Below are 20,924 nucleotides of genomic sequence, written 5' to 3'. Positions count from 1 at the left end.
CCCGGTCCCGACCCAGCGGCCGGACCGCCCTACTTCTTCTTCTCTTCGACGTCCCCGGAGAGCGCAGCGATGAAGGCTTCCTGCGGGACCTCGACGCGGCCCACCATCTTCATGCGCTTCTTGCCTTCCTTCTGCTTCTCGAGGAGCTTGCGCTTGCGGGTGATGTCACCGCCGTAGCACTTCGCGAGGACGTCCTTGCGCATCGCGCGGATGCTCTCGCGGGCGATGATGCGTGCGCCGATGGCAGCCTGGATCGGCACCTCGAACTGCTGGCGCGGGATGAGCTTGCGCAGCCGCTCGGTCATCAGGGTGCCGTACGCGTAGGCCTTGTCGCGGTGCACGATCGCGCTGAACGCGTCGACCTGTTCGCCCTGCAGCAGGATGTCGACCTTGACGAGGTCGGCCGCCTGGTCGCCGGTCGGTTCGTAGTCGAGCGACGCGTAGCCCTGCGTCTTGCTCTTCAGCTGGTCGAAGAAGTCGAACACGATCTCGCCGAGGGGGATCTCGTAGCGGATCTCGACGCGGTCCTCGCCCAGGTACTCCATGCCGAGCAGGGAGCCGCGGCGCGACTGGCACAGCTCCATGATCGCGCCGACGTAGTCCTTCGGGGCGAGGATGGCCGCGCGGACCATCGGCTCGCGGACCTCGAGGATGCGGCCGCCCGGGAACTCGGACGGGTTCGTGACCTCGACCACCGTGTTGTCCTCGTTCGTGACCTCGTAGATCACGCTCGGGGCGGTGGTGATGAGGTCGAGCCCGAACTCGCGGGACAGGCGCTCGGTGATTATCTCGAGGTGCAGCAGGCCGAGGAAGCCACAGCGGAACCCGAAGCCGAGCGCGACCGAGGTCTCCGGCTCGTACACGAGGGCCGCGTCCGACAGCTTGAGCTTGTCGAGGGCTTCGCGCAGGTCCGGGTAGTCGGAGCCGTCGATCGGGTACAGGCCCGAGAAGACCATCGGCTTCGGGTCGGTGTAGCCGGCGAGCGCTTCGGTCGCGGGCTTCTGCGCCGTCGTGACGGTGTCGCCGACCTTCGACTGGCGGACGTCCTTCACGCCGGTGATCAGGTAGCCGACCTCGCCGACGCTGAGCCCCTTGGTCGGGGTCGGCTCCGGCGAGGAGACACCGATCTCGAGGATCTCGTGCGTCGACTTCGTCGACATCATCTGGACCTTCTCGCGCGGGTGGATCGTGCCGTCCACCATCCGCACGTAGGTCACGACGCCGCGGTAGCTGTCGTAGACCGAGTCGAAGATCATCGCGCGCGGCGCCGCGTCGACGTTGCCGACGGGCTGCGGCACGGTGCGGACCACGCGGTCGAGGAGCTCCGGGACGCCGACGCCGGTCTTGCCCGAGACGCGGAGGACGTCCTCGGGCTTGCCGCCGATGAGCTGCGCGAGCTCGGCCGCGTACTTGTCCGGGTCGGCCGCCGGCAGGTCGATCTTGTTGAGGACCGGGATGATCTCGAGGTCGTTCTCGAGCGCCAGGTACAGGTTCGCGAGCGTCTGCGCCTCGATCCCCTGGGCGGCGTCGACGAGCAGGATCGCTCCCTCGCACGCGGCGAGGGAGCGGGAGACCTCGTACGAGAAGTCGACGTGCCCCGGGGTGTCGATCATGTTCAGCGCGAAGGTCTCGCCGTCGAGCTCCCACGGCATGCGGACCGCCTGCGACTTGATCGTGATGCCGCGCTCGCGCTCGATGTCCATGCGGTCGAGGTACTGCGCGCGCATCGCCCGGTCCTCGACGATGCCGGTGATCTGCAGCATGCGGTCGGCCAGCGTGGACTTGCCGTGGTCGATGTGCGCGATGATGCAGAAGTTGCGGATCGCCTCGGCCGGGGTCGCGGCGGGCTCGAGCGGCGCGGATGCTTGTGGGCTCACGGTTCCTCAGGGGTCGGGGCGGTCGAACGATTGTCCCACGCCTGCGCGCGGACAGCGCGCAGCGCTGCCGTCCCTGTGGAGACCGGCCGGCGCATCGGTCGCTGTGGAGGACGGACGGGAGGCACGTGGCGGCGCCGCCACGGGCCTCCCGTCCGTCAGACGGTCACCGGGGCGGGGGCGGGCAGCGCGCCCAGGCCACGGCGGAGGTCGTCGGCGGTCGCCGCGAGGCAGACGCGGATCCAGCCCTCGCCCGACCGACCGAACGCGCTCCCGGGCGCGACGGCGACGTGCTCGCGGTGCAGCAGGGCGAGCGCCCAGGCGGCGACGTCGCCCTCGGCGGCGTGGGAGACGTCGACCCACAGGTAGAAGGCGCCGCGCGGGTCGAGGTACCGGATGCCGGCGTCGTCGAGGACCTCCTTCGCCACGACCAGGTTGGCGCGGTAGTGCTCTCGGGCGTCCTGCACGGCCTGGTGGTCCCCGACGATCGCCGCGAGCGCTGCCCACTGGTCGGGCTCGGCGACGCAGCTGATCATCGACTCCTGCACGGTCCGCATGGTCGCGCCGAGGCCCTTCGGGGTCACGAGGTACCCGACACGGACGCCCGTCATGGCGTACGTCTTGCTGAGCGAGAACGCCGTGAAGACGCGGTCGTCCTCGTCGAGGGCGGCCAGGCTGACGTGCCGGGTGCCGTAGGTGAAGTACTCGTAGACCTCGTCGCTGATCACCCAGAGGTCGTGTCGCTTCGCCAGGGCCAGCAACCCGCGGAGCGTGTCCTCGCTGAAGACCGAGCCGAGGGGGTTCGACGGCGAGTTCACCACGAGGGCCCGGGTGCGCTCGGTGATGCTCGCCTCGAGCGCCTCGAGGTCCGGCTCGAACCCGTGCTGCGGCTCGAGCCGGTACGGCACCGGTGTCGCGCCGAGGATGTGCGCGTTCATCGTGAACGTCGTGTAGCCGGGGTCCGGGACGAGCACCTCGTCGCCCGGGCTGAGCACGAGCGTCATCGCCTGGAACAGCGCCTGGCTGGCACCGATCGTCATCCAGACCTGCTCGAGGTCGACCTCGATGCGGTTCTCGCGCAGGAGCTTCTGCCGGACGGCCTCGCGCAGCGGTGCGATGCCGCCGTTCGGCGTGTAGTCCGTGCGGTCCTCCGACCACGCCCGACGGGCTGCCTCGCCGATGTGCGCCGCGACCGGGACGTCGGGCTCGCCGATCACGAGCATCGCGACGTCCGTGCCGTCGGCCTGGAGGAGCGCGGCCTGCTCGTACACGCGGCGGATGCCGGAGGCGGGGACGGAGTCGATCCGGGGCGCGAGGGAGGGCATCCCGTCACGGTAGCGGCTGCGTGTTGCGGCCCGGTTTCCGCGACCCCGGGCCCCGGCGCGGCTCGTCGGGCACCGACCCGCGGTGCTTTGTCGCGGCTCGTCGTGCTGGTAGTGTTGCTTGCTGGCTTCCGCGTTCCCCGCCCACGGGTGGAACGCGATGCGACCAAGGGCCCCTCTACCCAGCGGTCGCGACCACCCGTAGAGACGACGAAGGAGCAACACGCATGGCGAACATCAAGTCGCAGATCAAGCGCATCAAGACCAACCTCAAGGCCCAGGAGCGCAACAAGGCCTACCGTTCGGAGCTCAAGACGGTCATCCGTCACACGAACGAGGCCGTCGCCGCCGGTGACAAGGACAAGGCCGTCGCAGCACTCGCCCTCGCGGGCAAGAAGCTCGACAAGGCCGTGAGCAAGGGCGTCATCCACAAGAACCAGGCTGCGAACCGCAAGTCGGCCATCGCCAAGAAGGTCGCTTCGCTCTGATCTCCTGAGCGCTGCACGAAGGCCCCGTACCGGAAGGTGCGGGGCCTTCGTCGTGTGCGGGGGTGGCGGGGTGCCGGGTGGCGGGGTGCCGGGTGGCGGGGTGCCGGGCTGGTGCGTCGCACAAGAGGAAGCACGTCGCGCCACGAACTTCCGTGGTGCGACGTGCTTCCGGTTGTGCAGGAGCAACGCGCACCAGCGAGCGGCGGGCAGCGGCGAGCGGCGGGCAGCGGCGGGCAGCGCGACCGTGCCAGGCCGCGACGGCCGCAACGCGAGAGGTCAGCGGGCCTCGCCGCGCCGGGCGATCACCCGGACCATGACCTCGAGCGCGTAGTGCGCGTCGCGCGAGCCACCCTTCACCGCGGTGTCGGCCTCGGCGACGCTCGTGATCGCGTTCGCAAGCCCGGCTTCGCTCCACCCGGCGACGTCCCGTTGCGCACGCTGCACCTGCCACGGCGCCATGCCGAGCGCCGACGCCGCCTGACCGCTCGACCCGCGGAACGAGCTGACCTTCGCCATCGTGCGCATCTTGCTCGCGAAGGCGGCGACGATCGGGACGGGGGCCTCACCCGTCGCCAGCGCGTGCCGGAGCTCCACGATCGCGAGCGCCGAGCGCCCGGCGAGTGCGAGGTCGGCCACCTTGAACGCGTTCGTCTCGACGCGGCCGCCGTAGTACTTGTCGACGACCCGGTCGGTGATCTCCTGCGCCTCGTCGGCCAGCAGCTGGCGGCAGGCCGCAGCGAGCTCGGCGAGGTCGTCCGCGAAGGCGGCGACGAGGGTGCGCACCGCCGAGGGTGCGATCTTGCGACGGGCGGCCCGGAACTCGGCGTTGACGAAGTCGATCTTGTCGGTCTCGCGCTTGAGTTCGTCGCACTGCACCTCGATGCCGCCACCGACCCCGCTGCGGATGGTGTCGAGGAGCTTCTTGCCGCGGACACCGCCACCGTGCCGGAGCACGAGCGTGACGTCGTCGGCGGGCGCCTGCAGGTAGCTGATCGTCTCGGTGATGAAGGCGTCGGTGCACTTCTCGACGTTCGTCACCCGCACGAGTCGGGGCTCGCCGAAGAGCGACGGGCTCGCGAGGGTCGACAGGAGACCGGGCGCGTACTGGTCTGCCTCGAGGTCGTGGACCTCGAGCGCCGGGTCCTCGCCGACCAGCAGGTCGCGGAGGACGCTGCTCGCGCGCTCGGCGAGGAAGGACTCGGGGCCGGTGACGAGCACGACCGGCGCGGGTCGGATGCCCGACCACGGGACCTGGTCGATCGCTGCGGCGGCGCGCGAGGGCTTCTTGGCGGGCATGCGGTCCTTCCGTCGCGGGCGCGAGCGTCCTCGGCCCGCGACGATCCTACGGCCCGCCGCCGACCCTGCCGGCGCTCCCGCCGGCCACTGCCCCGGCTCCCGGTCGGGCAGCCGCGCGGACGAGACCGGAGCAGCCGGCAGCACCGACGTCGTCGTCGAGGGTGATGCCGACGGCCGCTCCTCGGCCCTGCGCTCCGTCCACACCCGCAGTGCTCCCCCGGGCGCTCGCGACACCACGACCGTGCCCTGGGTGTCGGTGCGGAACGCCTCGGTCCCGGCCGCGCGCAGGTCGTCGAGTGCCGCGCGCGTCGGGTGCCCGTACGTGTTGTCGGCGCCGACGCCGATGAGCCCGACAGCGGCCGCGAGCTGCCGGTACAGGCCCGGGTCCTGGTCGGAGGAACCGTGGTGCGCCACCTTGACCACGTCGGGGTGTCCGGGCACGTGCGGACGGAGCCGACGCTGCGCGTCCTCGCCGAGGTCGCCGAGGAAGACCCCGGGGACACAGGTGGCGCAGTCGCTCCCGGCCCCCGTCTGCAGGACCACGCTCGCGTCGTTGCCCGCGGTGGTCGAACCCGCTGTCGGCCACCGGACCGACCACCGCAGCCGCCCGAGCTCCCCGGCCGTCGTGTCGTCCGCGGCGCGCACGTCGACCCCGGCGTCCCGGAGGTCGTCGACCACGCGCTCGTCCGCCGCACGACCGGTCGGGCCGACGAGTGCACGGTCGCTGCGGTGCGCGACCGCGGACACGGCGCCCACGTGGTCGCGGTCGAAGTGGGTCAGCACGAGCAGGTCGATCCGTCGCACCCCGAGCAGGTCGAGGCAGGTGCGCAGGCGCTCCTCGTCGTCACCGGTGTCGACGAGGGCGACGGGGTCACCCGGACGTCCGTCGCGCACGAGCACGGCGTCGCCCTGCCCGACGTCGCACGCGGCCACCGCCCAGTCCCCGGGCACGCTCCCCCGCACGACCCACCGTGGGACCACGACCGCACCGATCCCGACCAGGAACACGACCGCTCCTGCGACGAGCACCCGGGACCGGACGGCCGGTCGGGTGAGGACCGCGACGGCCACGGCCGCACTGACGACCGCGGCCGCGGCGACCCCGACGATGCCGGACGGCCAAGCGAGGGACGATCCCGGCAGCGAGGACGCACCGTGCGCGATCGCACCGATCGCCGCGGCAGGCGCCCACGCGACGACCGCCAGCGCGCCGGCACCGGCGGGCCACACCGGTGCGACGAGGCAGGCCGCGAGCCCGAGGACCGTCACGAGCGGCGCGAGCGGCTCGGTGAGCAGGTTCGCCGGGACCGCGTAGGTCGGGAAGGTCGGCGCGAGCACGACCGTGACGGGCCAGCACGCGGCCTGGGCGGCGACGGGCACGGCCACGGCCGCCGCGACCGGTCCCCACAGGCGCCTGCCGAGGAGCACGGTCAGGGGCGGCGCGAGGACGACGATCCCGGCGGTCGCGAGCACCGAGAGCACGAACGCGACGGACCGCGCGTACCAGGGGTCGACCACGAGCATCCCGCCCGCGGCCAGCGCGATGAGCGGGACGCCCCGCACCGGGCGCCCGGCGAGGCGGACGACCAGGACGACGACGGCCATCACGGTCGCTCGGAGGATCGACGGGTCGGGCCGGACCAGGACGACGAACCCGACGAGCAGCACCACCGCCGACACGGCACGCACGACGCGCGGCACCCCGAGTGCACGACCGACGACGACCACGAGCCCGACCACGACGGCGCTGTTCGATCCGGACACCGCCGTGAGGTGCGTCAGTGCCGACGTCTCCATCGCCGCCTCGGTCTCCGCGTCGAGCCCGCTGCGGTCCCCGATCGCCAGACCGCGGAGGAGCGCGGCGCCCGGCTCGGGCCGGTCCTCGGTCACGGCGACGAAGGCCCGGCGCGCCCGGTCGGTCGCCGCGAGGAGCCCGGACGGTGGCTCGACCTCGGGGCGTCCGCGGAGGAAGACGACGGCGGCCGTCGGTGAGCCGGGCTCGTCGCGTTCGACGGTCCCCCGCCCGACGAGCCGGGTCCCGGCGGCTGCGACGGTCCGGTCCGCGGGCACGACCCGGACCGGGACGTCGAGCGTCGACCGTGTCCCACCCGCAGAGGCCGAGCGGGCGTCGGTGGCGCGCCGCAGGGTCGCGGAGACGGAGCGGTCCCCGGGTCCGAGGTCACGGGTGAGCACGAGGTCGACGGTCACGGTCCTGCCGACCGTCCGGACGAGCTCCTCCGGCGACCGGCGGTGCTCCCCCGTCACGACCGCGAGCGACACGAGGGAACAGCACCCCGCCGTGGTGAGCAGCACCGCGGCGACCACACGGACGGCAGCCGCTCGGGACACGGTCGGCACCGCTCCTGGTGACGGGCGCACGAGCACCACCAGCGCGAGCAGCAGGCCCACGGCGGACGCGACCGCGGTGGTCGTCGCTGCCCCGGGCGCACCCACGAGCAGCGCGGCCAGCACCCAGGCGACGGCGACCGGCCCGGCGGACCGCAGATCGGCCAGAGCCGGCCGCAGGTCGACGCCCGCAGCGGCTCGTGGGTCCACTCCGGCGGCGCTCACACCCGCACCCGGTCGCGCAGCTCCGCGAACCGTCCGTCGCCGATCCCGCTGACGTCCAGGAGGTCCTCGACCGACGAGAACCGGCCGTGCTCGGTCCGCCAGGCGATGATCCGTGCGGCGAGGGACGGGCCGATCCCGGGCAGGGTCTCGAGTGCGGCCTGGTCGGCGGTGTTGAGGTCGACGACCGCGTCCGGCCCCGAGGTGCCAGCAGCCCCGCCACCAACAGCACCCGCGCCGGCACCACCCGTCCCGCTGCCGCCCCCACCGCCCGTGTCCGGCGCCAGGGCCTCGGGCACGACGTCCTCGCCGACCCGTGGGACGTACAACCGTTCGCCGTCGACGGCGAGCCGCGCGAGGTTGAGCCGGGTCAGGTCGGCGTCGGCTGCGGGTCCCCCGGCGCGCTCGAGCACCACCTCGATGCGGGAGCCCGCGGGCACCTGCACGACGCCGGCGTGCCCGACCGCACCGAGCACGTACACGGCGACGCTCGACGGCGCGCCCGAAGGCGGCGACGTCGACGGCGGCGACGATCGGCCTGCCCCGGGCTCCCCGTCGGCAGCAGCGGGTCGGCCGGCTGGCGCTCCGCCGCCCGCACCGGACAGGGCCGTCCCCGCCCCGGTGACGGTCACGTCCTCGCTCGACGGGCCACCGATCGCGCCCACGCCGACGACGACGAGCGCCACCGCGACGACCACCGCGCCGGTGAGCACGGCGGCGCGGGGCGAGAGCGTCCACCGGTGCCACCAGGAAGCGCTCGGCGTCGGGTCGTCCGGTGTCGGCGTGCTCATGCCGGCACGCTACGAACTCCGGAGGTCCTCGACGGGCCCAGCCGGCCCACCTGTGGACGAGCGACGCACAACCGCCCCTGTGCAGGAACGACGCGAGCGACTCGCACGACACACCCGACAGAAACGACACGAGCGACACGCACGACACGCGCCACACGAAGGACACGCGTGACAAGAACGACACGAGGGCCCGGGCACACGCCCGGACCCTCGCGACGACCAGCCAGACGGGACGGTCAGCCCCGGCCGATCAGCCCTTGATCGCGATGTTCACGAGCTTCGGCGCCCGCACGATGACCTTCACGATCTCCCGGTCACCGATGTACCGCTGCACGTTTGCCGACGACCGCGCGAGCAGCTCGAGCTCGTCCGGCTCGATCGACTTCGACACCTCGAACGAGTCGCGCACCTTGCCGTTCACCTGGACCACCGCGGTCAGGGTGTCCTGCACGAGCAGCGTCGGGTCGGCCTTCCGCCAGCCGTACGTGGCGACGGTGGCCTCGTAGCCCAGCTTCTCCCACATCTCCTCGCCCGTGTACGGGGCGAAGACGGCGAGTGCCAGCGCGACCGTCTCGACGGCCTCGCGCACGGCGGGGTCGCCGGCACCGGGGCCGCTGTCGATGGCCTTGCGGGTGACGTTCACCAGGTCCATCAGACGGGCGATCACGACGTTGAACTTGAACGCCTCCATCATGCCGGGGGCGTCGGCGAGGAAGCGGTGCGTCACCTGGCGCAGGGCGCGGTCCCCGTCCGCCCACACGGCGTCGGGCGACGAGGTCACGTCGAGCGCCAGACGGTACGCGCGCGCCAGGAAGCGCGCGGACGCCGACGGCGACACGTCCTCCCAGTTGATGTCGTCCTCGGGCGGTCCGGCGAATCCCATGACGAGGCGGATCGCGTCGACACCGTTCGCGTCGAGCTCGTCGCCGAGCGACACACCGCCCTTCGACTTCGACATCTTCGAGCCGCCGGACAACACCATGCCCTGGTTGAGCAGCGCCGAGAACGGCTCGGTGAAGTCGAGGTACCCGAGGTCGAACAGGACCTTCGTGACGAAACGCGCGTACAGCAGGTGCAGGATCGCGTGCTCGATGCCGCCGATGTACTGGTCGACCGGGGCCCAGCGGCGTGCCGCCTCCGGGTCGAACGCCTGGGTGTCGTCGTTCGCCGACAGGAAGCGCAGGAAGTACCACGACGAGTCGACGAACGTGTCCATCGTGTCGGTGTCGCGCGTCGCGGGCGTGCCGTCGACGGGGTTCGGGACGTTCACCCAGTCGGTGGCCCCACCGAGCGGCGAGGTGCCCTTCGGCTTGAGGTCGAGCCCCTCGGTGGACGGCAGACGCACGGGCAGCTGGTCGAGCGGCACCGGGTGCTCGCTGCCGTCCGCACCGTGGATGATCGGGATCGGGGTGCCCCAGAAACGCTGGCGCGAGATGAGCCAGTCGCGCAGGCGGTAGGTCTTCGCGGCGCGACCGGTGCCGCGCTCCTCGAGGAGCGCGATCGCCGCGGTGATCGCGTGCTGCTTCGACATGCCGTCGAGCGGCCCGGAGTTGATCATCCGGCCCTGACCGGTCAGCGCCTCGCCGGTGGACGCCGGGTCGAGGGCGGGCAGGTCCTCGAGCGTCGCACCCTCGGGGATGACCGGGATCGCACCCGTCACCGCGGCGTTGGTGTCGACGACGACGCGGACGGGCAGGTCGAACGCCCGCGCGAAGTCGAGGTCGCGCTGGTCGTGCGCCGGGACGGCCATGACCGCGCCGTGGCCGTAGTCGGCCAGCACGTAGTCGGCGGCCCAGATCGGCAGGCGCTCCCCCGTCAGCGGGTGGATCGCGGAGCGGCCGAGCGGCACGCCGGTCTTCGGGCGGTCGGCGTTCTGCCGGTCGATCTCGGAGGTCTTCTGCGTCGCCGTCAGGTAGTCGTCGAACGCGGCCCGGACGTCGTCGGGCGCGGACGCGACGAGCGACGCCGCGAGGTCGGAGTCCGGCGCGACGACCAGGAAGGTCACGCCGTGGATGGTGTCCGGACGCGTCGTGAACACCGTGACGGGCTCGTCGCGGCCCTCGATCACGAAGTCGACGTCGGCGCCGACGGACCGGCCGATCCAGTTGCGCTGCTGCGCGATGACCTTCGCCGGCCAGCGGCCCTCGAGCTGGTTGAGGTCGTCGAGCAGGCGATCGGCGTACTTCGTGATGGCGAAGTACCACTGCGTCAGCTTCTTCTTGACGACGACGGCACCGGACCGGTCGGAGGTCCCGTCCGGCAGCACCTGCTCGTTCGCGAGCACGGTCTGGTCCACCGGGTCCCAGTTGACCCAGCTGTCCTTCCGGTACGCCAGGCCCTTCTCGTACATCTTGAGGAACAGCCACTGGTTCCACTTGTAGTACTCGGGGTCCGAGGTGTGGATCTCGGTCGTCCAGTCGAAGGACGGCGCGTACCGCTTGAACGACGCCTTCTGCTGCTCGATGTTCGCGTAGGTCCACTCCGCCGGGTCGACACCGCGCTTGATCGCGGCGTTCTCGGCGGGCAGGCCGAAGGAGTCCCACCCGATCGGGTGCAGGACGTTGAAGCCCTGCTGCCGCCAGTAGCGCGCCACGAAGTCGCCGAGCGCCCAGTTCTCGGCGTGCCCCATGTGCAGGTCGCCGGACGGGTACGGGAACATCTCGAGGATGTACTTGCGGGGTCGCGTGTCGTCGAGGTCGGTCGTGAAGAGCCCGAGCTCCTCCCACCGGGGCTGCCACTTCTCCTGGATTCGGCGGAAGTCGTAGGCGTCCGGGTCGACGGCTGCGGGCTCGGTGGGGTGCTCGGTGGTCACGGTCACCCAGCGTACAAGGCCTGGAGGCCCGGTCCGGCCCCGTCGGACCGCCTGCGTCCGGCAGGTGGCCCGGTCACGCTCGGCGGGTCGCTCCGGTGACCCGCCGCCCGGTCACGCGGGGCCTGGAGGCCCGGTCCGGCCCCGTCGGCCCGCCCGCGTCCGGCAGGCGGCCCGGTCACCACCGCGCACGCGCGGGCCGGACGATCAGGCCGACGCGGGGCGACCGGTCACACCGACACGAACCGCCCGGCCCGCATCCGGAGCGTCCGGTCGACGAGGTCGGCCGCGACCGGCACGTGCGACACCACGAGCACGGAGCGCCCGGCGGCACGGGCGACCCCGACGAGGTCGCGCAGGACCGCGTCGCCGAGGTCCGGGTCGACGTCGGCCGTCGGCTCGTCGAGCACGAGCACGGGGAACGCGTGCAGCAGCGCCCGCGCGAGGGCGAGCCGGTGCGCCTGTCCGCCGGACACGAGCCCACCGCGCTCCCCCACGGGCGCGTCCAGACCACCACGACGCGCGGCCCACGCCCCGAGTCCCACCCGGTCGAGCACCGCGAGCAGCTCGGCGTCGCTCGCGGTGTCCCGAGCGAACAGGAGGTTCTGCCGGACGGTCTGGTCGAAGACGAACGGGTCCTGCTCGATCAGCCCGACCCGGGCCCGGACCGCGTCGGGGTGCATCGTCCGCGTCTCGACGCCGTCGAGCGTGTATGAGCCCTCGTGGTCGACGAACCGGACGAGCGCGTCGACGAGGGTCGACTTGCCCGCGCCGCTCGGCCCCTCGAGCACGACGACCTCGCCGGGGAGCAGGTCGAACGACACCCCGTCGACCGCGGGCGCGGACGTTCCGGGCCAGCGCACGGTGAGGTCGCGCACCCGGACCGTGACGGGCCCGTCGACGACGAGGTCCCGGGCGTCTGCGGGCTCGTCCGGCTCGGGCACGATGCCGGCTGGCAGCTCGGCGGGCACGACCTGCTCGACGCGCTCGGCCGCGGCCCGGACCCGGCGGTACGTGAGGACCGCGAGCGGGACACCCCCGACGACCTCGAACAGGGCGAGCGGGACGAACACGGCGAGGGCCCAGAGCGGGCCGTCGAGGGCACCGGACACGACGGCCGGGGCACCGACCGCGATGATCCCCACCACCGCACCGCCGCCGACCAGGCCGACGAGCGCCCCGACCAGGGACTCGACGGCGGCACGGCGTCGGACCGCACGGGTGACCCGGGCGTCGAGCGCGGCCACGTGTGCGAGGCGGTCGTCGAGGGTGCCGTAGGCGGTGAAGACGTCGAGGGTGCGGACGGTGTCGAGCACGAGGTCGGCGACGTGCCCGCGCTCCGCGGCGGTCTCCCGGTCCGACCGGCGGGCGACCGCGAGCGTCACGACCGACCCGACCAGGGCCGCGACGACGATCGCGGTGACGAGCACGAGCGCGGCGGGCACCGAGACGAGCGCGACCGCGACGACCGAGGCGAGCGCCACGACGCCCGCGGACACCAGCGGGCCGACCACCCGGATGGGCAGGTCCTGCAGCCGGTCGGTGTCGGTGACGAGCCGTGTGGTCAGGTCACCGCGTCCGGTCTGCCCGAGACCGGCCGGTGCCACGGACGCGAGCCGGCGGTAGGTCTCGGTCCGGACGACCGCGAGCTGGCGGAACGACGCGTCGTGCCCGGCGAGCCGGTCGACGTACCGCAGCGCGGCGCGACCGAGGGCGAACGCGCGGACGCCGACCATGACGAGCGTCAGGTACAGGATCGGCGGGTGCTCCGCCGCCCGGGTGATGAGGTACCCGCTCGCCGCGAGCAGGGCGACCGCGCACAGCGCGCTGAGGGTCCCGGCGACCAGCGCGCGCGTCCAACCCGCCCCGCGTGGCAGGGCGAGCCGCAGGACGGAGGTGGGTCGCGCCTCCCGGCCGGTCCGCCGTGTCGTGGCGGTCATGCGCCGACCTGCGCGAGCCGGGTGACCGCCGTCGAGCCGTCGGGTCGCACGTCGACGCGGACGTCGGCCGCGGCGAGCAGGGCTGGGCGGTGGCTGGCCACGACGACGACCGCGCCGCCGTCGGCGAGCGCGCGCACGGCGCGCACGACCTGCTGCTCCGCCTCGGCGTCGAGCGCCGAGGTCGGCTCGTCGAGCAGGACGAGCGGGGTGTGCGTGCGGTCCGCGCGGTACAGGGCGCGGGCGACCGCGACGCGCTGCGCCTGCCCGCCGGACAGGCCGGTGCCGCCGGAACCGACCGGGAGGCGCGGGTCGAGTCCCAGCCCCACGGCGGCCAGGGCGCGGCGCACGTCCGCGTCGACGGGCTCGGTGTGCAGGGCGACGTTCTCGCCGACGGACCCGCGCACGAGACGCGGGCGCTGGTCGGCCCAGGTGGTCCGCGCGGCGCGCGGCGTGCCGCCGGGTCCGGGGACCTGCACGGTGCCCTCGTGCGGCAGGACGCCGCGGATCGCGGCGAGGAGGGTGGACTTGCCCGCGCCGCTCGGGCCGGCGAGGGCGACGACCGTGCCGGATGCGGCACGCAGGTGCAGCGGGCCGACCACGACGTCGGGACGGCGGACGGTGAGGCCGTCGAGCACCAGGTCGGTGCCGACGGGGTCGGTCGTGCCCGTGGCGGTGACCGCGTGAGTGTCGGTGTCGGTGTCGGTGGTCGTGGTGGACGGGGCGCGGTCGTCGAGCACGTCGAGGACGGCGCCGGACGCCTCGACGCCGTCCTGGGCGGCGTGGAAGTCCGCGCCGACCTGTCGGATCGGGGCGAACGCCTCCGGGGCGAGGACGAGGACGAACATCGCGGCGCCGAGCCCGAGCGACCCGTCGACCAGGCGCACGCCGATCGAGACGGCGACGAGGGCGATCGACAGGCTGGCGGCGAGCTCGAGGGCGAAGCCGCTGACGAAGGAGAGCCGCAGGACGCCCATCGTGCCCCGGCGGTACTCGTCCGTCACGGTGCCGATGCGGCCGACCTGGCGTCGCGCCCGCCCGAAGACCTTGAGGGTCGCGAGTCCCTCGACGGCCTCGGTGTACGTCGCACCGAGCCGCGCGAGCGCGTCCGACTGCCGACGCTGCAACGCCTGGGTCGCCAGGCCGATGAGGACCATGAACACCGGGATGACCGGCATCGCGAGGAGGATCACGAGGCCGCTCGTCAGGTCGGCGGCCCCGATCGCGAGGAGCAGCACGGGCGTCGCGACCGCCGTGAGCGCGAGCTGGGGCAGGTACCGGCCGAAGTACGCGTCGAGCGCGTCGAGCCCCGGTCCGAGCGTGGTGGCGAAGCCCGCCGTCGAGCGCCCGGCGAGCCACGCCGGTCCGCGCGCCGCCGCCCGTTCGAGCACCGTGGTGCGGAGTTCGCTCTTCACCCGGGCGCCGGCGCGTGCCGCGAGGTCGTCGGTCGCCCACGCCGCTGCGGCCCGCACGACGAAGGCCGCACCGAGCAGCGCGAGCGTCGGGGTCAGTGCCGCGGGGACCACGCCGGCACGGACGGCGTCGACCCCGAGGGTGACCGCGGCGGCGATCCCCCATGCGATGCCGATCGTCGCCGCCGTGCGGACGAGCCCGGTCGCGGCCGACGCGACGAGGAAGCCGCGCGCCGTGCGGGACAGCCGGAGGAGCCGCGGGTCGAGGGGCTTCATCGTCGTGTCCGTCCTAGTGCGCGGCCTGCGCGACGTGTGCGCGGGAGACCCGCTTGCGGAACACCCAGTACGTCCACGCCTGGTAGGCGAGCACGAGCGGCAGGAAGACGAGTGCGACCCAGCTCATCACCGTGAGCGTGTAGGTCCCGCTGCTGGCGTTCGCGACCGTGAGGCTGTTCGCGGGGTCGTTCGACGCGGGCATCACGTCGGGGAAGACCGCCGTGAACATCGCCAGGACGACGGCCGCGATCGTGAGGGCCATGAGCGCGAACGCACGTCCTTCCTTGCCCCACGCGGAGCAGAGCACCGCGAGGACGAGTGCGACGGCGGCGACGACGGACAGGACGAGGCTGGCCGGGGTCGCGCGGACGAAGGCCATCGCGACCAGGAACGCCGCCGCGACGAGGATCGTGACGATGCCCGCACGCGTCGCCAGGCGCTTCGCCCGCTCCCGGATCTCGCCCTCGGTCTTCAGCGTGACGAACACGACGCCGTGGGTGAAGAACACCGTCAGCGTCGCCAGGCCGGCGAGGAGCGCGAAGGGGTTCAGCAGGTCGAACAGCGTCCCGGTGTAGTTGTGCCCGGCATCCATCGGGATGCCGCGGACGACGTTGCCGAAGGCGACGCCCCACAGGAACGCCGGCACCGCACTGCCGACCACGATCATGAGGTCGAAGCGGCGCTTCCAGGCGAGGTGCTTCTCCTGGTGGCGGTACTCGAACGAGACGCCGCGGGCGATGAGCGCCGCGAGGATGAGCAGCAGCGCCAGGTAGAACCCCGAGAACATCGTGGCGTACCACTCCGGGAAGGCTGCGAAGAGGCAGGCCCCGGCGACGATGACCCATGTCTCGTTGAGGTCCCACACCGGGCCGATGGTGTTGATGAGGACGCGGCGGTCGGTGTCGTCGCGGCCGAGGAACGGCAGGGACATCCCGACGCCGAAGTCGAACCCGTCGAGGACGAAGTACCCGACGAAGAACACGCCGACGATCGCGAACCAGAGCACTGGCAGGTCCATGGCTACACGGTTCCCATCACTAGTAGACCGTCACTTCGTGCTTGACCTCGCCGGTCTCCTCGTCGACCTCCGCCGGGGCGGCTGGGCCCTCCTGCGCGACCTTCTTGATCAGTCGGAACTCGACGACCGCGAGCGCGCCGTAGATGAGCGTGAAGACCACGAGCGAGATGAGGACCTCGAGCCCGGTGACGTTCGGCGAGACGCCGTCCGCCGTCCGGAGCAGCCCGAAGACCAGCCACGGCTGCCGGCCCATCTCGGTGAAGACCCAGCCCATGATCATCGCGGCCATGGGCAGCGGGACCGACCAGGTCGCCACGCGCCAGATCCAGCGCTTGACGGGCAGCCGACCGCCGCGGGTCAGCCAGAGCCCGACGACCGACACCAGCACCGCACCGACCCCCAGGGCGATCATCCAGCGGAAGGACCAGTAGGTCACCCAGATGATCGGCTTGTAGTCGCCCGGGCCGTAGACCGTGGAGTACTGCGCCTGCAGGTCGTTGATGCCCTCGACGGTCCCCGTGAAGGTGTGCGTCGACAGGAACGACAGCAGGTACGGGATGCGGATCGAGAAGAGCTCGTGCACCCCGTCCGGCGTCCCGAGCGTGAAGATCGAGAACGACGCGTCCTTGCCGGTCGAGGTGTTGTAGAGCGCCTCGGCCGCGGCCATCTTCATCGGCTGCGTGTCGACCATCGTCAGGCCGAGCTGGTCGCCGGACAGGACGGTGAGCGCCCCGGACGCGAGCATGGTCCACATGCCGAACTTCAGGGCCGGCAGCATCGTCTCGAGGTGCTGGTTCCGCGCCAGGTGGTAGGCAGCGACCGCCACGATGACCGACGCGGCCACCATGAACGCGCCGAAGAGCGTGTGCGGGAAGGCCGCGAGGGCGACCTTGTTGGTCAGCACGGCCCAGATGTCGGTGAGCTCGGCCCGGCCCTTGGCGTGGTTGATCGCGAAGCCGACCGGGTGCTGCATGAACGCGTTCGCCGCGAGGATGAAGTACGCCGACAGCATCGTGCCCACGCTGACGCACCAGATGCTCGCCAGGTGCAGCGCCTTCGGCAGGCGGTCCCAGCCGAAGATCCACACCCCGATGAAGGCCGCCTCGAAGAAGAAGGCGAGGATGCCCTCGAGCGCGAGCGGGGCGCCGAACACGTCGCCCACGAAGCGGGAGTAGTTCGACCAGTTCATGCCGAACTGGAACTCCTGCACGATGCCGGTCACCACCCCCATCGCGAAGTTGATGAGGAAGATCCGTCCGAAGAACCGCGTCAGCTGCAGGTAGTGCGGCCGGCCGGTGCGGACCCACGCGGACTGGAACACGGCCACGACGAGGGCCATGCCGATCGTCAGCGGGACGAAGAGGAAGTGGTAGATGGTCGTGAGACCGAACTGCCACCGCGACAGGACGAGGGGATCGAGGAGGTCGTTCATGCGGCGTGTCCTTGCCGGGCCGCCGCGCGCTGTTCGTGCACGTCAGTTGCTTCCTGTGGAAGGGGGAACTTCTGCTGTCACACTCCGTTGGGACACCTCCACGCTACTGCTCGGACACCTGCTTCGACAAGTTGTAGAGAGGCGCTCTGCACGAACGTGCAGGGGCCGTGATCGGCACAAGCGTGCGGAACGAGCGTGCATTCTCCGGGTGCTGGGACGACGACAGGCGCCGGGCTCGAAGCCCGACGCCTGTCGTTCTTTCCGTACCGGGTCGTTACAGCAGGCCCTTGTCCTGCAGGAACGCCTTCGCGACCGACGACGCCGACTTCTGATCGACCGAGTTCTGTCGGTTCAGCTCGATCAGCACGTCGGTGGTGAGCAGCTTGTTCACCTTCTCGATCGCGTCGGCGGCCTTCGAGTCGAGGTCCTTCGACACGATGGGCGTGACGTTGTTCGCGGGAACGAGGTGCTTCGGGTCCTCGAGGGTCACGAGCTTCTCGGTCTTGATCGAGGCGCTCGCGGAGTAGATGTCGGCGACCTGGGCGTCGCCGTCCTGGATCGCCTTGATCGTGAGCGGGCCGCCCGAGTCGTTCTGCTGGTTCACCGTGCCGTCGATGCCGTACTTCTCCTTCAGTCCCTTCGGGCCGTAGGCGGCCGTCGCGAACTCGGGGTTGGCGGCGATCGAGATCGTCCCGCCGATCTTCGACAGGTCGGCGATCGACTTCAGGCCGTACTTGTCCGCCGTCTCCTGCGTCACGGTGTACGTGTCGGCGTCCGACGCGTCCGCGGACGGCAGCGCCTTGACCCCGGAGGGCAGCGCCGACGAGAGGGCCGAGTTGATGCCGTCGGTCGTCGTCTCGGTGGTGGTCGACTTGCCGTCCTCCTGCAGCAGGAAGTTCAGCAGGTTGCCGTTGTACTCGGGGAACACCGAGATGCTCCCCTTCTCGATCTCGGGCCAGTACGCCTTGCGCTGACCGATGTTGAGCTTCTTGGTGACGGTGAAGCCCTCGTGCTCGAGCTCCTGCGCGTACAGCTCGGCGATGATCTCGTTCGAGGGGTACGCCTGCGAGCCGACGACGATCGTCTTCGAGTCCCCCGAGCCCGAGCCGGACGACAGCGGGTCGCTCGAGGAGCAGCCCGCGAGGGTGAGGGCGACGGCGGAGGCGACGGCGACGGCCGCGGCGAGCCGCTTGGTGGGTGCTGTGATCACGGGTGGGTTCCTTCCACAGGGGTTGCTGCTCGTGGTGCCGAGCGACGGGTGTTCCGACGCGCCCGGCCCGCGGACCCGGCAGAGACACCCGCGGGGACGGCGAGCCGCTGGAGCGCGGCGAAGAGGACCTCGAAGGCGATCGCGAGCGCGATCACGATGATCGAGCCGCCGAGCACCTCCGCGTAGTCCGAGTTGGCGATGCCGGAGAAGGCGTAGCCGCCCAGCCCTCCGGCGTTGATGTAGGCCACGAGGGTCGCGGTCGCGACGACCTGCAGCACGGCGGCGCGGATGCCCCCGACGATCAGCGGGAGCGCGAGCGGGACCTCGACACGGACGAGCAGCTGCCAGGCGGTCATGCCCTGGGCGCGTGCGGCGTCGATCGTGACCCGGTCGATGGCCTCCACGCCGGAGTAGGCGCCGGCGAGGACGGACGGGATCGCCAGGACGACGAGGGCGATGAGCGGAGCCTGGACGCCGAGCCCGATCCAGAGCGCGAGCAGCGTGAGCAGCCCGAGCGTCGGGAGTGCCCGGATGCCGCCGGAGACACCGACCGCGATCGAGCGGCCCTTGCCGGTGTGGCCGATGAGCAGACCGATCGGGACCGCGATCACGACGGCGATGCCGACCGCGAGCAGCGTGATCCAGACGTGCTCCCAGAGCCGGACACCGATGGCGTCCGGTCCGACGTGGTTCGCGGGGTCGAAGATCCAGGCGATGCCCTGGGCGAAGAGGTTCACGCTGCCACCTCGCTCCGGCGGACGCCGTCGGTGCCGGCACGACGGGCGGAACGCGCCACGCGTCCGTTGCCCCGTGTCCAGGGCATGAGCAACCGGCCGAGCGCCACCAGCAGGACGTCGAAGACCAGGGCCAGGACGATCGTGAGCACGATGCCGGTCAGGATCTCCACGCTGATGGCGCGCTTCAGGCCGTCCGTCAGCAGGAAGCCGAGGTTCGGGATGCCGATGAGCGCACCGACCGTCACGAGGCTGATCGTCGAGACGGACACGACGCGGATGCCCGCGAGCAGGACCGGCCCGGCGAGCGGCAGCTCCACCTTGAAGAACCGCTGCGACGCGGAGTACCCGAGCGCCTCGGCGGCTCCGACGACGTCCGCGTCGACCGCGTCGACGGCATCGGCCGCGGACCGGGCCATCAGCGCGACGCCGAAGATCGTCATCGCGATGACCACGTTCACCGGGTCGAGGTAGCTCGTGCCGATGATCGCCGGGAGCACCAGGAACAGCGGCAGCGCCGGGATCGTGTAGAGCAGGCTCGTGACGACGACGAAGGCCGATCCGGTCGCCCGCGCGGCCCGGTTCGGGCGGCGACGGAGCCGACTGATGAGCAGCCCGATCGGGACCGACAACAGGAAGCTCAGGACGATCGGCGGGACCGACAACCAGATGTGGGCGACCAGGTTCGACGTGATGGTGTCGAGGTTCCCCGTGACCCAGTTCACCGGTCGCTCCCACCCTGCGCCGGAGCACCCGCGGCGGTGTCACGCGCCCCGGCCTCTGCTGCGTGCGGCACCGATGCCGCAGCGTCCACCACCTGCACGGGGCCGGTCAGCACGCCCGCGGCGCGCCCGTCCCCGTCGACGACGATCGGCCCGGTGGGCGTCTGCTCGACCCGCAGGGCCCGTCGGCCGCGTCCGGCGCCGATGAAGTTCGCCACGAAGTCGTCGGCCGGCTCCGACAGGATCTCGGCCGGCGTGCCGAGCTGCGCGATCTCGCCGCCCTTCTTGAGGATGACGACCTGGTCGCCGAGCTTGAACGCCTCGTCGATGTCGTGCGTGACGAAGACCACGGTCTTGCCGAGCTCGCGCTGCAGTCGGATGAGCTCGTCCTGCAGGTCGTTGCGCACCAGCGGGTCCACGGCGCCGAACGGCTCGTCCATGAGCAGGACGTTGGGGTCCACCGCGAGGCCCCGTGCCACGCCGACGCGCTGCTGCTGCCCACCCGAGAGCTGCGAGGGGTACCGGTCGGCGAACGCCCGGTCGAGCCCGACGGTGTCCATCAGCTCGAGGGCACGCGCACGCGCCTCGGCCTTGGACACGCCCGTGAGCAGGGGCACGGTCGCGATGTTGTCGACGACCTTCCGGTGCGGCAGCAGACCGGCGCTCTGCATCACGTAGCCGATGCGGCGGCGGAGCTGCACGGGGTCGACGCCCGCGACGTCCTCGCCGTCGATCTCCACGGTGCCCGACGAGGGGTCGACCATGCGGTTGATCATGCGGAGCAGGGTGGTCTTGCCGCAGCCGCTCGACCCGACGAAGACGGTCGTGGTGCGGGACGGGATGACGAGGCTGAAGTCGTCGACCGCGGTGGTGCCGTCCGGGTACGTCTTGCGCACGGAGCGGAACTCGATCATGGTGGGTGCCCTTCGGTTCGGAGGTAGCCCGACTCCGAGTGACCCTACCCGTGTGCCCCGGGCGGTGTTCCGTGGTGACGATCCATGACGGCATGCGGACAACGGACGATCTGGACGCGCA

The 20,924-nt window shown here is 72.0% G+C and carries 14 protein-coding genes and 1 pseudogene; 1 reads left to right on the top strand and 14 read right to left on the bottom strand.

Annotation, left to right across the window (positions count from 1 at the left end; all coding sequences use genetic code 11):
• Window positions 1-29: 29 nt before the first annotated feature.
• On the bottom strand, window positions 30-1,877 hold the full coding sequence (gene lepA, locus QOL16_RS07105; RefSeq protein WP_065959570.1) for a translation elongation factor 4: 1,848 nt from the start codon (window positions 1,875-1,877) through the stop codon (window positions 30-32).
• 155 nt (window positions 1,878-2,032) lie between these two features.
• The gene (locus QOL16_RS07100) at window positions 2,033-3,199 is read right to left on the bottom strand and encodes a pyridoxal phosphate-dependent aminotransferase (RefSeq protein ID WP_071284907.1); all 1,167 of its coding nucleotides are present in this window, start codon (window positions 3,197-3,199) and stop codon (window positions 2,033-2,035) included.
• Between the two features lie 224 nt (window positions 3,200-3,423).
• On the opposite strand from QOL16_RS07100, the gene rpsT reads away from it, so the two are divergent.
• A complete protein-coding gene (rpsT, locus tag QOL16_RS07095; protein ID WP_065959574.1) occupies window positions 3,424-3,684 on the top strand; it encodes a 30S ribosomal protein S20 in 261 nt (86 codons plus the stop codon).
• A 276-nt stretch (window positions 3,685-3,960) separates the two neighbouring features.
• Here the strand turns inward: rpsT and holA are convergent, their stop codons facing one another.
• The 12 genes and pseudogenes from holA to QOL16_RS07035 all read right to left on the bottom strand — a co-directional run bounded on the left by holA (window position 3,961) and on the right by QOL16_RS07035 (window position 20,803).
• Window positions 3,961-4,980, bottom strand: a complete 1,020-nt coding sequence (gene holA / locus QOL16_RS07090) for a DNA polymerase III subunit delta (RefSeq protein ID WP_071247473.1) — start codon at window positions 4,978-4,980, stop codon at window positions 3,961-3,963.
• A 732-nt stretch (window positions 4,981-5,712) separates the two neighbouring features.
• Window positions 5,713-6,870, bottom strand: a pseudogene (locus QOL16_RS07085) (ComEC/Rec2 family competence protein); the annotation flags it as partial.
• A 677-nt stretch (window positions 6,871-7,547) separates the two neighbouring features.
• Window positions 7,548-8,339, bottom strand: coding sequence for a ComEA family DNA-binding protein (locus tag QOL16_RS07080; protein WP_071284908.1), 792 nt, complete (start codon window positions 8,337-8,339; stop codon window positions 7,548-7,550).
• Window positions 8,340-8,589: 250 nt separating this feature from the next.
• The gene (gene leuS, locus QOL16_RS07075; RefSeq protein ID WP_071284925.1) at window positions 8,590-11,151 is read right to left on the bottom strand and encodes a leucine--tRNA ligase; all 2,562 of its coding nucleotides are present in this window, start codon (window positions 11,149-11,151) and stop codon (window positions 8,590-8,592) included.
• Between the two features lie 227 nt (window positions 11,152-11,378).
• Window positions 11,379-13,088: a thiol reductant ABC exporter subunit CydC gene (gene cydC / locus QOL16_RS07070; RefSeq protein WP_071284909.1), complete on the bottom strand. Its 1,710-nt coding sequence runs from the start codon at window positions 13,086-13,088 to the stop codon at window positions 11,379-11,381.
• Window positions 13,085-14,773: a thiol reductant ABC exporter subunit CydD gene (gene cydD, locus QOL16_RS07065; RefSeq protein ID WP_071284910.1), complete on the bottom strand. Its 1,689-nt coding sequence runs from the start codon at window positions 14,771-14,773 to the stop codon at window positions 13,085-13,087. Before cydD ends, cydC begins: the two co-directional genes overlap by 4 nt.
• Window positions 14,774-14,786: 13 nt before the next feature.
• The gene (gene cydB, locus QOL16_RS07060; protein ID WP_071284911.1) at window positions 14,787-15,791 is read right to left on the bottom strand and encodes a cytochrome d ubiquinol oxidase subunit II; all 1,005 of its coding nucleotides are present in this window, start codon (window positions 15,789-15,791) and stop codon (window positions 14,787-14,789) included.
• Window positions 15,792-15,810: 19 nt separating this feature from the next.
• Entirely contained in the window at window positions 15,811-17,223 is a 1,413-nt protein-coding gene (locus tag QOL16_RS07055; RefSeq protein WP_071247368.1) for a cytochrome ubiquinol oxidase subunit I, read from the bottom strand.
• A 274-nt stretch (window positions 17,224-17,497) separates the two neighbouring features.
• On the bottom strand, window positions 17,498-18,433 hold the full coding sequence (locus tag QOL16_RS07050) for an ABC transporter substrate-binding protein (protein WP_065960922.1): 936 nt from the start codon (window positions 18,431-18,433) through the stop codon (window positions 17,498-17,500).
• Window positions 18,430-19,170, bottom strand: coding sequence for an ABC transporter permease (locus QOL16_RS07045; protein WP_065960921.1), 741 nt, complete (start codon window positions 19,168-19,170; stop codon window positions 18,430-18,432). The genes QOL16_RS07050 and QOL16_RS07045 overlap by 4 nt, the downstream gene beginning before the upstream one ends.
• A complete protein-coding gene (locus QOL16_RS07040) occupies window positions 19,167-19,892 on the bottom strand; it encodes an ABC transporter permease (RefSeq protein ID WP_065960919.1) in 726 nt (241 codons plus the stop codon). Before QOL16_RS07040 ends, QOL16_RS07045 begins: the two co-directional genes overlap by 4 nt.
• Complete coding sequence (locus QOL16_RS07035) at window positions 19,889-20,803, bottom strand: ABC transporter ATP-binding protein (protein WP_065960916.1); 915 nt, start codon at window positions 20,801-20,803, stop codon at window positions 19,889-19,891. Before QOL16_RS07035 ends, QOL16_RS07040 begins: the two co-directional genes overlap by 4 nt.
• Between the last annotated feature and the right edge of the window lie 121 nt (window positions 20,804-20,924).

Source organism: Curtobacterium sp. MCBA15_004, assembly GCF_001865055.2.
Classification (GTDB): Bacteria; Actinomycetota; Actinomycetes; order Actinomycetales; family Microbacteriaceae; genus Curtobacterium.
Note: the sequence above shows the minus strand (reverse complement) of the source record. Positions and strands in the feature narration are given on the sequence as shown.

Bases quoted from the DNA above. Each gene is read 5' to 3' on its own strand.
- QOL16_RS07100 (WP_071284907.1), bottom strand. From the start codon at position 3,199: ATGCCCTCCCTCGCGCCCCGGATCGACTCCGTCCCCGCCTCCGGCATC.
- rpsT (WP_065959574.1), top strand. From the start codon at position 3,424: ATGGCGAACATCAAGTCGCAGATCAAGCGCATCAAGACCAACCTCAAG.
- holA (WP_071247473.1), bottom strand. From the start codon at position 4,980: ATGCCCGCCAAGAAGCCCTCGCGCGCCGCCGCAGCGATCGACCAGGTC.
- QOL16_RS07080 (WP_071284908.1), bottom strand. From the start codon at position 8,339: ATGAGCACGCCGACACCGGACGACCCGACGCCGAGCGCTTCCTGGTGG.
- cydC (WP_071284909.1), bottom strand. From the start codon at position 13,088: ATGACCGCCACGACACGGCGGACCGGCCGGGAGGCGCGACCCACCTCC.
- cydD (WP_071284910.1), bottom strand. From the start codon at position 14,773: ATGAAGCCCCTCGACCCGCGGCTCCTCCGGCTGTCCCGCACGGCGCGC.
- cydB (WP_071284911.1), bottom strand. From the start codon at position 15,791: ATGGACCTGCCAGTGCTCTGGTTCGCGATCGTCGGCGTGTTCTTCGTC.
- QOL16_RS07055 (WP_071247368.1), bottom strand. From the start codon at position 17,223: ATGAACGACCTCCTCGATCCCCTCGTCCTGTCGCGGTGGCAGTTCGGT.
- QOL16_RS07035 (WP_065960916.1), bottom strand. From the start codon at position 20,803: ATGATCGAGTTCCGCTCCGTGCGCAAGACGTACCCGGACGGCACCACC.